The sequence below is a fragment of the Streptomyces sp. NBC_00459 genome (assembly GCF_036013955.1).
Classification (GTDB): Bacteria; Actinomycetota; Actinomycetes; order Streptomycetales; family Streptomycetaceae; genus Streptomyces.
The window spans coordinates 2090537-2103600 of the sequence record NZ_CP107903.1; the positions used below are offsets into that span (position 1 = coordinate 2090537).

The 13064-nt window shown below is 70.1% G+C and carries 13 protein-coding genes; 7 read left to right on the forward strand and 6 right to left on the reverse strand.

Annotated elements, in window-relative coordinates:
* The first annotated feature begins 42 nt into the window (after positions 1-42).
* Entirely contained in the window at positions 43-981 is a 939-nt protein-coding gene (locus OHN74_RS09070; RefSeq protein WP_327694009.1) for a sirohydrochlorin chelatase, read from the forward strand.
* Complete coding sequence (gene cobC / locus OHN74_RS09075) at positions 971-2044, forward strand: Rv2231c family pyridoxal phosphate-dependent protein CobC (protein WP_327694010.1); 1074 nt, start codon at positions 971-973, stop codon at positions 2042-2044. Before OHN74_RS09070 ends, cobC begins: the two co-directional genes overlap by 11 nt.
* A 235-nt stretch (positions 2045-2279) precedes the next feature.
* Here cobC and OHN74_RS09080 read toward each other — a convergent pair whose 3' ends face one another.
* The 5 genes from OHN74_RS09080 to OHN74_RS09100 form a co-directional block, all read right to left on the reverse strand.
* Positions 2280-3176, reverse strand: coding sequence for an SCO1860 family LAETG-anchored protein (locus tag OHN74_RS09080; protein WP_327694011.1), 897 nt, complete (start codon positions 3174-3176; stop codon positions 2280-2282).
* 164 nt (positions 3177-3340) lie between these two features.
* Entirely contained in the window at positions 3341-4432 is a 1092-nt protein-coding gene (locus tag OHN74_RS09085) for an amidohydrolase family protein (RefSeq protein ID WP_327694012.1), read from the reverse strand.
* A 10-nt stretch (positions 4433-4442) separates the two neighbouring features.
* A complete protein-coding gene (locus OHN74_RS09090) occupies positions 4443-5285 on the reverse strand; it encodes an amino acid ABC transporter ATP-binding protein (protein WP_327694013.1) in 843 nt (280 codons plus the stop codon).
* Positions 5282-6118: an amino acid ABC transporter permease gene (locus OHN74_RS09095; protein WP_327694014.1), complete on the reverse strand. Its 837-nt coding sequence runs from the start codon at positions 6116-6118 to the stop codon at positions 5282-5284. The genes OHN74_RS09090 and OHN74_RS09095 overlap by 4 nt, the downstream gene beginning before the upstream one ends.
* On the reverse strand, positions 6115-6960 hold the full coding sequence (locus OHN74_RS09100; protein WP_327694015.1) for a transporter substrate-binding domain-containing protein: 846 nt from the start codon (positions 6958-6960) through the stop codon (positions 6115-6117). The genes OHN74_RS09095 and OHN74_RS09100 overlap by 4 nt, the downstream gene beginning before the upstream one ends.
* A gap of 200 nt (positions 6961-7160) precedes the next feature.
* Here OHN74_RS09100 and OHN74_RS09105 point away from each other — a divergent pair, with 200 nt between their 5' ends.
* The 5 genes from OHN74_RS09105 to thpD all read left to right on the forward strand — a co-directional run bounded on the left by OHN74_RS09105 (position 7161) and on the right by thpD (position 11833).
* On the forward strand, positions 7161-8264 hold the full coding sequence (locus tag OHN74_RS09105) for a pyridoxal-phosphate-dependent aminotransferase family protein (RefSeq protein ID WP_327694016.1): 1104 nt from the start codon (positions 7161-7163) through the stop codon (positions 8262-8264).
* 262 nt (positions 8265-8526) lie between these two features.
* Positions 8527-9114 carry a diaminobutyrate acetyltransferase gene (gene ectA / locus OHN74_RS09110; RefSeq protein ID WP_327694017.1) on the forward strand — a complete coding sequence of 196 codons (588 nt, stop codon included), beginning with the start codon at positions 8527-8529 and terminating at the stop codon, positions 9112-9114.
* Between the two features lie 31 nt (positions 9115-9145).
* The gene (gene ectB, locus OHN74_RS09115) at positions 9146-10435 is read left to right on the forward strand and encodes a diaminobutyrate--2-oxoglutarate transaminase (protein ID WP_327694018.1); all 1290 of its coding nucleotides are present in this window, start codon (positions 9146-9148) and stop codon (positions 10433-10435) included.
* A gap of 64 nt (positions 10436-10499) precedes the next feature.
* Complete coding sequence (locus tag OHN74_RS09120; protein WP_053740449.1) at positions 10500-10922, forward strand: ectoine synthase; 423 nt, start codon at positions 10500-10502, stop codon at positions 10920-10922.
* A 5-nt stretch (positions 10923-10927) separates the two neighbouring features.
* Entirely contained in the window at positions 10928-11833 is a 906-nt protein-coding gene (gene thpD / locus OHN74_RS09125) for an ectoine hydroxylase (RefSeq protein ID WP_327694019.1), read from the forward strand.
* A 77-nt stretch (positions 11834-11910) separates the two neighbouring features.
* Here thpD and OHN74_RS09130 read toward each other — a convergent pair whose 3' ends face one another.
* Positions 11911-12969 (reverse strand): aminotransferase class V-fold PLP-dependent enzyme, encoded by a 1059-nt coding sequence (locus tag OHN74_RS09130; RefSeq protein ID WP_327694020.1) that lies wholly within the window; start codon positions 12967-12969, stop codon positions 11911-11913.
* Positions 12970-13064: the final 95 nt, after the last annotated feature.

Below are 13064 nucleotides of genomic sequence, written 5' to 3' on the forward strand. Positions count from 1 at the left end.
CACCCTTCAGTTCCAGCCCACTTCACCGTCAGAGGAGACATCGTGACCACCCCGCCGCCCGCCCTGCTCATCGCCGGCCACGGCACCCGGGACGAGGCCGGGGCCGAGGCGTTCCGTGATTTCGTGCGGGAGTTGGGACGCCGCAACCCCGAACTGCCCGTCGCGGGAGGCTTCATCGAACTGTCGCCGCCGCCGCTGGGCGACGCCGTGACCGAGCTGGTGGAGCGCGGCGTACGGAGGTTCGCCGCCGTTCCGCTGATGCTGGTGTCCGCCGGGCACGCCAAGGGGGACATCCCGGCGGCGCTGGCCCGGGAGAAGGAGCGGCACCCGGGGATCTCCTACACGTACGGGCGCCCGCTGGGCCCGCACCCGGCGCTGCTGACGGTGCTGGAGCGGCGCCTGGAGGAGGCGCTGGGCGGTGGGGCGCGTACGCCCGCCGACCGGGCCGACGTGACCGTGCTGCTGGTCGGGCGCGGCTCGACCGATCCGGACGCCAACGCCGAGGTGCTCAAGGCGGCGCGGCTGCTGTGGGAGGGGCGCGGATACGCCGGTGTGGAGACGGCGTTCGTGTCGCTGGCGGCGCCGGACGTGCCGTCGGGGCTCGACCGGTGCGTGAAACTGGGTGCGCGGCGGATCGTCGTCCTGCCCTACTTCCTGTTCACCGGGATTCTGCCGGACCGGGTACGGCAGCAGACGGAGGGCTGGGCCGCCGCGCACCCGGAGATCGAGGTGCGGTCCGCCGACGTCATCGGTCCGGAGCCGGAGCTGCTCGATCTGGTGATGGAGCGGTACCGGGAGGCCGTGCGGGGGGATCTGCGGATGAACTGCGACTCGTGCGTGTACCGGATCGCGCTGCCCGGCTTCGAGGACAAAGTCGGGATGCCTCAGCAGCCGCACTTCCATCCGGACGACGATGGCGACCACGATGGTCACCATCATGGACATCACTCACACGGGCACTCGCACTCCCATGCGCACTGAACCGGACACCGACGGGCATGACCTTCGGCACCACGGGGACGCCGAAGTGCGGGACGACGGCGCCAGGTTGATCGACCTCGCCGTGAACGTCCGGGCCGGCACTCCCCCGGCCTGGCTGCGCGAGCACATCGCCGGGTCGCTCGGCGGGCTCGCCGCGTATCCCGACGGGCGGGCCGCACGGGCGGCGGTGGCGGCCCGGCACGGGGTGCCCGTGGAGCGGGTGCTGCTCACCGCCGGGGCCGCGGAGGCCTTCGTGCTGCTGGCGCGCGCCCTGAAGGTGCGCCGGCCGGTGGTCGTGCACCCGCAGTTCACGGAGCCGGAGGCGGCCCTGCGGGATGCCGGGCACAGTGTGGACCGGGTGCTGCTGCGGGCGGAGGACGGGTTCCGGCTGGACCCGGCGCTCGTGCCCGAGGACGCCGACCTGGTGGTGATCGGCAACCCGACGAACCCGACGTCGATCCTGCATCCGGCGGACACCATTGCCCGACTCGCCCGTCCCGGTCGGACGTTGGTGGTCGACGAGGCGTTCATGGACGCGGTGCCGGATGAGCGGGAGGCGCTGGCCGGACGTACGGACGTGCCCGGGCTTGTGGTGCTGCGGAGCCTGACGAAGACGTGGGGGCTGGCCGGGCTGCGGATCGGGTACGTGCTGGCGGCGCCGGAGACGGTCGCGGAGCTGGAGCGGGCGCAGCCGTTGTGGCCGGTGTCCACGCCGGCGCTGGCCGCGGCGGAGGTGTGCGTGTCCGGGCGGGCGTTGGCGGAGGCGGCGGAGGCGGCGCGGCGGATCGCCGCCGACCGGGCTCATCTTGTCGCCGGGCTCGACGAGTTCGGGTCGGACGGGGTGCGGGTGGTGACTCCGGCGGAGGGGCCCTTCGTGCTGGTGCGGGTGGGCCGGGCCGGGGCGGTTCGGGGGCACCTGCGGGGGCTGGGGTACGCGGTGCGGCGGGGGGACACGTTTCCCGGGCTGGGGGAGGAGTGGTTGCGGGTGGCTGTGCGGGACCGGGTGACGGTGAACGGGTTCCTGCAGGCGTTCGACCGGGCGGTGACTGTCGCTGGACGGTGATTTTTCTCGCCCCCGCCGCCCTTGCCCGTCCCATCCCGTTCCTGGGGGCTGCGCCCCCAGACCCCCGCATCGGCCCTGAAGGGGCCTCGTCCTCAAACACCGGACGGGCTGGAAATACCGGCCGGCGCTGGTGCTTCAGCCTCTCCGGCGTTTGAGGAGCGGGGGTTCGGGGGCAGCGCCCCCGAGGATGGGACGGGTAGGGGCGGCGGGGGCGAGGAAGGACGGGTCCGGCGCGTCAGTTCTTGGTGCGGCGTCGCGCCAGGGCGACCGCTCCGGCACCCGCCGCGAGCAGCGCCACCGCCCCGCCCGCGACGTACGGCGTCATCGAGCTGCCGCCCGTGTCCGCGAGCCCAGCCTCGGCCGGTGCGCCCTGCGGCTCCACCTCCGGTGCCGGTTTCGTCGGGGTCGGCGAAGCCGCCTGTGCCGCCGGTGCCTCACAGGTCGCCTTCGCCAGTGTCACCGTGCCCTCCACCTCCGCCACGTTGAGGTCCAACGGGTTGACGGAAACCGTGAGTTCGAGGGCGGTCGCCGCCGCCGTACGGGTCGTCGTCTCCGTCCGGGACAGGTCGAGGCGCACCTCGCCGACCCCTGGCACCTTCACCTCGACCGGGCCGCTCGGCGTCAGCGTCACCTTCTTGCCGAGGGCCGTCACCGAGCCCAGGAGGTTCGAGGCGGCGACCGGCTTCTCCCCCGCCACGCAGGTCGCCTTCGACGTGACCTGTTCGACCTCGATCAGGGACAGCAGTGGCAGGCCTGGCACATGCAGCTTGGCGTGTGCGAGCCGCGTCGACGCCTCCGCCTTCCCGTCCGACACCGCCGCCTTCGCCTCCGCGACCTCCGCACCGAGCACGGTGAACGGCTTTCCGCCGTCCACACCGTCCAACGTGGCGGTCAGCGCCGTCTGTTCGGCGCTCTGCGGCGCCCGCACCTCGTTCAGCGCGACCGTGAGCGGGACGTTCACGCTCTTGTTGAGGAGCGACACGTTCAGCCCGGTGCGCAGGACGACCGCGCTCGCGCGGCCCTGGTCCTCCGTCGCGTGGACCAGGGCCGCGGGACCGGCGGCCACCAGGGCCGTGGCCGCCGCGACGGTGGCCAGACGGCGTGCGGGCATGCGGAAGTTGGTGGCGTTCACGGTGGGGACCTCTCGGAAGAGACACGCTTGGGACCCGGTAAGAATTACCTACAGAAAGCCAACGGTCAGCAATCCAACGGGACTTCACTCCTACGTGGGGTTTCCGCGCAGATCTTCGAATCCCGCTGCACGGATGTTCTCCACATTCACCCGGGTCACTCGCGTCACCCCACGATCCGCCCGTTCAGCACCACCCGCGACGGCGCCCCCAACACCCGTACGTCCGCCCGCGGATCGCTCTCGTACACCACCAGGTCCGCCGCCGCGCCCTCCGCGAGCCCGGGGCGCCCCAGCCACTCCCGCGCACCCCACGTCGTCGCCGACAGCGCCTCGACCGCCGGGATGCCGGCCTTCGTCAGCTCGGCCACCTCCGCCGCGACCAGCCCGTGCGCCAACGAGCCCCCCGCGTCCGTGCCGACGTACACCGCGATCCCCGCGTCGTACGCGGAACGCACCGTGTCGTAGCGGCGTTCGTGCAGTCGGCGCATATGGGCCGACCAGGTCGGGAACTTGGCGTCGCCGGCTGCCGCCAGGTTCGGGAACGTCGCGATGTTCACCAGGGTCGGGACGATCGCGACGCCGCGTGCGGCGAACAGGGGGATCGTGTCCTCGGTCAGGCCCGTCGCGTGCTCGACGCAGTCGATGCCCGCCTCGACCAGGTCCCGCAGAGAGTCCTCGGCGAAGCAGTGGGCCGTGACCCGCGCGCCCAGACGGTGGGCCTCCGCGATCGCGGCCTCCACCTCCTCGCGCGGCCAGCAGGCGGAGAGGTCGCCGGTGCCGCGGTCCAGCCAGTCGCCCACCAGTTTCACCCAGCCGTCGCCGCGCCGGGCCTCCCGGGCGACGTACGCCACCAGGTCGTCCGGCTCGATCTCGTGCGCGAAGCCCCGGATGTAGCGGCGGGTGCGGGCGATGTGCCGGCCTGCCCTGATGATCTTCGGGAGGTCCTCGCGGGCGTCGATCCAGCGGGTGTCGGACGGCGAGCCGGCGTCCCGGACGAGGAGGGTCCCGGCGTCCCGGTCGGTCAGCGCCTGCTTCTCCGCCGTGTCCTCGGGCACCGGGCCGTGCGGCCCCAGGCCCACATGGCAGTGCGCGTCGACCAGACCGGGCAGCGCCCAGCCCTCCACCGTGCGGATGTCCCGGGCGCCGGGCGGACGGTCGTATGTGATCCGGCCGCCGACCACCCACAGCTCGTCGCGGATCTCCTCCGGGCCGACCAGCACCCGCCCCTTCACCCTCAACACCGCCTGATCGCTCATGGACGGCACCTTAGTTCGGCCCCGTCGGCTTCTTCCCCTCCCCCTCCGCCTCCTGTACCGACTCCTCCTCCACGTCCGCCATCGCGGGGTCCAGCAGGCGGGAGAGGAAGTGGCGGGTGCGTTCGTGGGCCGGGGCGGTGATGACCCGGGCCGGGGTGCCCTCCTCGACGATCACTCCGCCGTCCATGAAGACGACCCGGTCGGCGACCTCGCGGGCGAACGTCATCTCGTGCGTGACGACCATCATCGTCATGCCCTCGTTCGCCAGCCTGCGCATCACCGCGAGTACGTCCCCCACCAGTTCGGGGTCGAGTGCCGACGTCGGCTCGTCGAAGAGCATGACCTCCGGGCCCATGGCCAACGCCCTCGCGATGGCGACCCGTTGCTGCTGGCCGCCGGAGAGGGACGACGGGTACGCGTCCGCCTTCTCCGACAGGCCCACCCGCTCCAGGTTCTCCGCGGCCACCCGAGCGGCCTCGGCCCTGTCCCGCTTCAGCACCCGGCGCTGCGGCAGCGTCAGGTTCTCCGTCACCGTCAGATGCGGGAAGAGGTTGAACTGCTGGAAGACCATGCCGATGCGGCGCCGGACCTCGTCGATGTCGACGTCCGGGTGCGTGACCTCCGTACCGCCGACGAAGACCTGGCCCTTCGTCGGCTCCTCCAGCAGGTTCACACAGCGCAGGAGGGTCGACTTGCCGGAGCCGGACGGGCCGATCACGCACACGACCTCGCCCTGCCCGATCTCCAGGTCGATGCCGCGCAGCACCTCGTTGTCCCCGAACGACTTGTGCAGGTCCCGGACCTCGATCTCCGGCACAGTCGCGTCCTTGATACCGCCGATACCGTCGCTCACTTCGTCGCCTCCCCCGCCTTCGTCTCCAGCCGTCGTACGACGAGGCCCAGCGGCACCGTCACCAGCAGATAGCACAGGCCCGCCACCAGGATCGGCGTGGAGTTGGCGGTCTGGCTGGCCAGGTCACGGCCGTACTTGGCCAGTTCGCGTTCCTCCAGGGTGACGCCGAGGAACAGCACCAGCGAGGAGTCCTTGAACAGGAGCACCAACTCGTTGGTGAGCGGCGGGATCACGATGCGGAACGCCTGCGGGATGATGATCGAGACCATCGCCCGGGCATGCGAGAAGCCCAGTGAACGGGCCGCCTCCATCTGCCCCTTGGGCACCGCCTGGATGCCCGCGCGGATCGTCTCCGCCATGTACGCCGCCGACACCAGGCCGAGTGCCAGCGCCACCTTGCCGTACGTCCCGCCCGGGATCTCCGTGCCGGGGAAGGCGAGGGGTACGGCCACGCCCACGAAGATGAAGATCAGCAGGGCCGGCAGGCCCCGGAAGATCTCGATGTAGATGCCCGCGACCCAGCGGTAGGGGCCCACCGGTGACAGCCGCATGAGGGCGATCGCCATACCCAGCACCAGGCCGAAGACGAAGCCGGACAGGGTGTAGAGGACGGTGTTCTTGAGGGCCAGCGTGATGATCTCCGGGAACATCTGCTCGGCCAGGTCCGCCTGCGCGAACTGGTTCTTCAGACGGGCCCAGTCGGCCGACACCGCGAGGGCGACGACGGCCGCGACGAACAGCGCGTATTGCGCGCCACGGGACAGCGCCCGTTTCTGGGTGCGGCTCAGCCCCTGCCTGCGGGGCTGCAGCTGCTTCGCGGAGGCGTCGGTCATGACGCGGACGGAGCAGCCGCGGACTCGTCGTACGGGCCGATCCACTGTTCGTACAGCTTCTTGTACGTGCCGTCGGCCTTGGCGTCGGTGATCGCCTTGTTGAGGGCGGCGAGCAGCTTGGTGTTGCCCTTCTTCACCGTGAAGCCGTACTGCTCACCGGTGTTGAGGTTGTCCACCACCTTGAAGGCGTCGGCGTTGGCCGAGTCCTTGAGCCAGCCCTGGACGACCGGGTAGTCGATGATCACGGCCTCGACCTGGCCGGTGCGCAGGCCGTTGAGGACGGCGTCGGAGGACTCGAAGGAGACCGGGTCGAGACCCTTGCTCTTGGCGTAGTCCTCGCCGGTCGTCTGCGCCTGGGCGCCGACCTTCTTGCCCTTGAGGCCGGCGAAGGAGGTGATGCCGCTCTTCCTGTCGACGAGGACGGCCTGCGTCGCGGCGAAGTACGGGTCGGAGAAGTCGACGTTCTTCTTGCGCTCGTCGGTGATGGTCATGCCGGCGGCGCCGAGGTCGCACTGGTCGGCGTTGAGGAAGGCGCCCGTCTTGAAGTTCTCGAAGGGCGTGTCGAGGATCTCCTGCTTCACGCCGAGGTTCTTGGCGGCGAGATCGACGAGCGACACGTCGAAGCCCTGGACCTTGCCGTCGATCTCCGACTGGAAGGGCGGGTAGGGCAAGTGGGTGCAGACCGTGAGCTGTCCGCCCTTGACCAGTTCGACTCCGCCTGCGGCGGTCTTCGAGGCGCCGCCTCCGTCGTCGTCCGAGGAGCAGCCGGCCACGAGCAGGAGCCCGGCCGTCGCGGTGGTGGCGGCCAGGATGCGGGACCGTCGTGCGAGGACCGTCTTCAAGGGGACCTCCTGTGGGGGAGTGTGGCTTCTGATTATAAGGAGACGTTTGACTATCTCAAACTATTCCCATGGTCATGACGCCATATGGCCTGCGGTTTTCAGGTCGCGTGGCCTCGGGTCCTGTCGACCCGAGGGTCAGGAAGCTCTCCGGTTAGTCTCGACTCGACTTACCTACCCCGCGATCCGAAGAGAGCACCACCGTGACCACGCACCCCTTCCTGGACCTGGCGCCACTGACCGCCGCCCGCTTCGCGTCGATCGAGGACCGGGTGGCGCGGCTGCTCTCCACCGAGCAGGACGTCGTGATCATGCAGGGCGAGGCGCTGCTGCCCCTGGAGGGCGCCATCCGGGGGACCGCGGGCCCGGGCACGACCGCCCTCAACATCGTCACGGGCCCCTACGGGCAGACGTTCGGCGACTGGCTGCGGGACTGCGGCGCCACCGTCGTCGATCTCGCGGTGCCCTTCCACGCCGCGGTCACGGCCGCACAGGTCCGGGAGGCGTTCGCCGAGCACCCGGAGATCGACTTCGTCTCACTGGTGCACGCGGAGGCGGCGACCGGCAACACCAACCCGGTGGCGGCGATCGGCGAGGCGGTACGAGAACACGGCGCCCTCTTCTATCTCGACGCCGTCGCGTCGGTGGGCGCCGAGCCGGTGCTGCCGGACGCGTGGGGCGTCGACCTGTGCGTGATCGGGGCACAGAAGGCGATGGGCGGGCCCGCCGGGGTGTCGGCGGTGTCGGTGAGCGAGCGGGCGTGGGCACGGATGGCGGCGAATCCGGGGGCGCCACGGCGGTCGTACCTCTCGCTGCTGGACTGGAAGGAGCGGTGGATCGACGGGGGCCGGCGTGCGCTTCTGCACGCTCCCGCCCAGTTGGAGATGCTCGCGCTGGAGGCGTGCGTCGAGCGGATCGAGGCGGTGGGCCTCGACACGGTGATCGCCCGGCACACGGCAGCGGCGGCGGCCACCCGGGCGGGGGCGCTCGCGCTGGGCGGCGGCCTTGAGCCGTATGTGTACGAGGCCGAGGACGCGGCGCCGGTCGCCACGACCCTGCGGGCACCCTCCGGGGTCGTCGCGTCGGAGCTGGTGGCGAGCGCGCTGGCCGCCGATCCGGCGCTGCCGCTGGCGGCGGGCGGGGGCGCGCTGGCCAAGGAGATGATCCGGGTCAACCACTACGGGGCGGACGCGACGCGCGAAGCGGTGCTCGGGAGTCTGGTCGCGCTGGGCGCGGCACTGACGGACCGAGGACTGAGCGTGGACGTCGAAGGGGCCCGGCGCCAGGCGGTCGCGAATTTCTCGTGAATGCGCGATGAAATTGGGCAATTAAATTGAGGGCAGCTTCCCGCATTCTCCTGCCCGCTTTCAATTGACCTAAACGCAAAGGTTTTGCGAACGAATCAAGTAAATTGCATGGTTGTGACACACTCAACAACCTGCCCGCTTTGTTCGATTATCGATCGGACAAAGCGGGCTTTCCCGCACTCGCGGAATAACACATTCCATGCTCGCACGGAACCCCGATCGGCGATGCATTTTTGATTTTCTCTCGGTAAGTTCCATTTGCATGAGCGCAGCACGGACAGACCTGCAAATAGACCGCCCGGTGACTGCCGACGGGGCGGCGCTGTGGCGGATCGCCCGGGACTCGAAGGTTCTCGATCTCAACTCGTCGTACAGCTATCTGCTGTGGTGCCGGGACTTCGCCGCCACCTCGGCCGTCGCCCGGGACCCGGACGGGACACCGGTCGGCTTCGTCACCGGTTACGTCCGGCCGGACCGGCCCGGCACCCTGCTCGTCTGGCAGGTGGCCGTCGACGCCGACCACCAGGGGCGCGGGCTGGCCGCCGACCTGCTCGACGGGCTGACCCGCCGGGTCGGCGCCGAGCAGGGGCTCACCACCGTCGAGACCACCATCACACCGGGCAACACCGCCTCGGAACGGCTGTTCACCTCGTTCGCCGAGCGCCACGGCGCCACCGTCGAGCGGGAGGTGCTGTTCGACGCGGGCCTGTTCCCGAACGACCCGCAGCACCCGCACGTCCCGCACGACCCCGAGGTCCTGTACCGCATCGGCCCCCTCTCCGATTGCTCCGACTCCTCGGATTCCTCCGAACTTTTCGGACTCTCCGAACTGTCCGGACTCTCCGGCTGATCTCACCCCCCACCTCAAGGAGTTCACCGCCGTGACCATCACCCAGCCCGACCTGAGCGTCTTCGAGACCGTCGAGTCGGAGGTGCGCAGCTACTGCCGCAGCTGGCCCGCCGTGTTCGACCGTGCGCAGGGCAGCCGTATGTACGACGAGGACGGCCACGCCTACCTCGACTTCTTCGCGGGCGCCGGATCACTCAACTACGGCCACAACAACCCCGTACTCAAACGGGCGTTGATCGACTATCTGGAGCAGGACGGTGTCACCCACGGGCTCGACATGTCGACCTCCGCGAAACGCGCGTTCCTGGAGTCCTTCCAGGAGCTGGTGCTGCGGCCCCGCGACCTGCCGTACAAGGTCATGTTCCCGGGCCCGACGGGCACCAACGCCGTCGAGGCGGCGCTGAAACTGGCGCGGAAGGTGAAGGGGCGGGAGGCCATCGTGTCCTTCACCAACGCCTTCCACGGTATGTCCCTCGGGTCGCTCGCCGTGACCGGCAACGCCTTCAAGCGGGCCGGCGCGGGCGTTCCGCTGGTGCACGGCACGCCGATGCCGTTCGACAACTACTTCGAGGGGACCGTCCCCGACTTCCTGTGGTTCGAGCGGCTGTTGGAGGACCAGGGCTCCGGCCTCAACAAGCCGGCCGCCGTGATCGTGGAGACCGTGCAGGGCGAGGGCGGCATCAACGTGGCGCGCCCTGAATGGCTGCGGGCGCTGGCCGACCTGTGCGTACGGCAGGACATGCTGCTGATCGTCGACGACATCCAGATGGGCTGCGGGCGCACCGGCGCCTTCTTCTCCTTCGAGGAGGCGGGTGTCGTACCCGACATCGTCACCGTGTCGAAGTCCATCAGCGGGTACGGACTCCCCATGTCCCTCTGCCTGTTCAGGCCCGAGCTGGACATCTGGGAGCCGGGCGAGCACAACGGCACGTTCCGCGGCAACAACCCGGCGTTCGTGACGGCCGCCGCCGCGCTGGAGACGTACTGGTCCGACGGTTCCGCCATGGAGAAGCAGACACGCGCCCGTGGCGAGCAGGTCGAGGAGTCGCTGATCTCGATCACCGAGGAGAACCTCGCCGACGTCAAGGAGTACCGGGGCCGGGGGCTGGTGTGGGGCCTGGAGTTCCACGAGAAGGCACGCGCCGGGCGAGTGGCGCAGCGAGCCTTCGAACTCGGCCTGCTCATCGAGACGTCCGGCCCGGAGAGCGAGGTCGTGAAGCTGCTGCCGGCGCTCACCATCACGCCCGAGGAACTGGACGAGGGCCTGCGGATCGTCGCCCGCGCCGTACGCGAGACCGCCGAGACCACCGCGACCGTCTGAACAGCTGTCTGCCCTTATGCACTTCTGCACGTCCGAACCATCTGGAAAGGGGTTGTTGAGCGCTGTGATCGTCCGTTCGTTCAAGGACATCGAAGGCACCGACCGGCATGTGAGGGCGGCGTCCGGTACCTGGGAGAGCAAACGCATCGTCCTCGCCAAGGAGCGGGTCGGCTTCTCGCTCCACGAGACGGTTCTGTACGCGGGCACGAAGACGTCGATGTGGTACGCGAACCATGTCGAGGCCGTCGTGTGCGTCGAGGGCGAGGCCCTGCTGACCGACGACGAGACCGGGCGGACCTACACGATCACCCCCGGCACCATGTACCTCCTCGACGGGCACGAGCGGCACACGATGCGGATCAAGGAGGACTTCCGCTGTCTGTGCGTCTTCAACCCGCCCGTGACCGGCCGCGAGGACCACGACGAGAACGGCGTCTATCCCCTGCTGACGGAACCCGACCCCGACTTCGACCCCGAGGAGGTCTGACACCCATGTCACCCACGTCCACCACGTCCACTCTCACCGACCTCTACCCCACCCGTGGCTCCGCCGAGGTGTCCGTCCCGCGGCAGGACCCGGTCCTCTGGGGCGCGCCGGACACGCCCGGACCGTTCACCGCGGCCGACCTCATGGCGTACGAACGTGATGGCTTCCGGGCCCTCGACCGACTCCTCGAGGACGACGAAGTCGCGCTCTACCGGGCCGAGTTGGAGCGGCTGGTCACCGATCCGGCGGTGCGGGCCGACGAGCGGTCGATCATCGAGCCGAAGTCGAAGGAGATCCGGTCCGTCTTCGAGGTGCACCGGATCAGCGAGATATTCGCCCAGCTCGTACGGGACGAGCGGGTCGTCGGGCGGGCCCGGCAGCTCCTCGGCTCCGACGTGTACGTCCACCAGTCGCGGATCAACGTCAAGCCGGGGTTCGGGGCGGGCGGCTTCTACTGGCACTCCGACTTCGAGACCTGGCACGCGGAGGACGGCCTGCCGAACATGCGGACGGTGTCCGTCTCGATCGCGCTGACCGAGAACCTCGACACCAACGGCGGCCTCATGATCATGCCGGGCTCGCACCGCACGTTCCTCGGCTGTGCGGGGGCGACGCCCGACGACAACTACAAGAAGTCGCTCCAGATGCAGGACGCGGGCACCCCGTCCGACGAGGCGCTGACCTCGCTCGCCGACGAGCACGGCATCAGGTTGTTCACGGGCGGGGCGGGTTCGGCCACCTGGTTCGACTGCAACTGCATGCACGGTTCCGGCGACAACATCACGCCGTACCCGCGCAGCAACGTCTTCATCGTCTTCAACAGCGTGGAGAACCAGGCGGTGGAGCCGTTCGCGGCCCCGGTGCGCAGGCCGGAGTTCATCGGGGCGCGGGACTTCACGCCGGTGCGGTGACCGGCACCCGACGCGCCGCCGGTGACCGCGAAGGTCACCGGCGGCGCGTCGGGTTCCGGGGATCCCCCGTCAGCGGTTCAGCCGGACAGGACGTCCAGGATTCGGTCGACGTCCGACGTGGTGTTGTACAGGTGGAAGGCCGCGCGCAGGTTTCCGGCCCGGTCGGAGACCTCGACCCCGGCCCGGCTCAACTCGGCCTGCCGGTGCCCGAGTCGCGGGACGGAGACGATGGCCGAGCCGGGCGCGGGTATGGGCTGGTACCCCAGCCGGTCGAGCCCGGCACGGAACCGGTCGGCGAGCGCGAGGTCATGGGCGCGTACGGTGTCCACGCCCAACTCCTCGATGAGGGCGAGGGAGTGGCGGGCTCCCGCGTAGGAGAACAGGCTCGGGCTTTCGTCGAACCGCCGGGCGGAGTGGGCGAGTTCGCGCACCGGGCCGTAACAGCTGTCCCAGGGCTCCTCCCCCGCGACCCAGCCCGCGAACACGGGCGTCAGCCCGCCCAGGTCCTCGGGTACGACGAAGAAGACCACACCTCGTGGGCAGACGAGCCACTTGAAAGCGACGGAGGAGACGAAGTCGTAGGCGTCCGCGTCGATCGGCAGCCAGCCGGTGGCCTGGGAGGCGTCGACATAGGTACGTGCCCCGTGCTCGCCGGCGGCCTCGCGCAGCGCGGCCAGGTCGACGACGCGTCCGTCGGCGGACTGGGCCGCGCTGACGGCGACAAGGGCGGTGCCGGGCCGGACGGACTCGGGGATCCGCTCCAGCGGCACGGTCCGTACCTTCAGATCCCCGCGTACGTGGAACGGGTTGAGGACGGAGGTGAAGTCGTCCTCGGCGGTGAGGACTTCGGCGCCGGCGGGCAGCGAGGCGGCGATCAGCGCGCTGTAGACGGCGACGGAGGCCCCGGCCGCGACCCTGCGGTCGGAGACCCCGACGAGCCGCGCGAAGGCGGCGCGCGAGGCTTCCACGTCGGCGAACATGTCCTGCGGCCGGCCGTCGGCCACGGACTGCACGGCGTCGCGCATGGCGGCCACGGCACGGGCCGGGAGGAGCCCGGTGCTAGCGGTGTTCAGATAAGTGTTCTTCGGAGCGAACTCGGCACGGACGAGGTTCCGGAGGTTCTCGAAGGTCTCCATGGGACCACTCTGGGGCCCGAAGATCCCCTCGTCCATTGCCGAATTCTGCACGGCACCGCGAAGGACTGCTTATACATAAGCCCTGACCTGCGGCT

What these genes read in the sequence shown, in the direction of transcription:
- cobC (WP_327694010.1), top strand. Translation starts at nt 971, where the DNA reads ATGCGCACTGAACCGGACACCGACGGGCATGACCTTCGGCACCACGGG.
- OHN74_RS09085 (WP_327694012.1), bottom strand. Translation starts at nt 4,432, where the DNA reads ATGAGCGATCAGGCGGTGTTGAGGGTGAAGGGGCGGGTGCTGGTCGGC.
- OHN74_RS09095 (WP_327694014.1), bottom strand. Translation starts at nt 6,118, where the DNA reads ATGACCGACGCCTCCGCGAAGCAGCTGCAGCCCCGCAGGCAGGGGCTG.
- ectA (WP_327694017.1), top strand. Translation starts at nt 8,527, where the DNA reads ATGAGCGCAGCACGGACAGACCTGCAAATAGACCGCCCGGTGACTGCC.
- thpD (WP_327694019.1), top strand. Translation starts at nt 10,928, where the DNA reads ATGTCACCCACGTCCACCACGTCCACTCTCACCGACCTCTACCCCACC.
- OHN74_RS09130 (WP_327694020.1), bottom strand. Translation starts at nt 12,969, where the DNA reads ATGGAGACCTTCGAGAACCTCCGGAACCTCGTCCGTGCCGAGTTCGCT.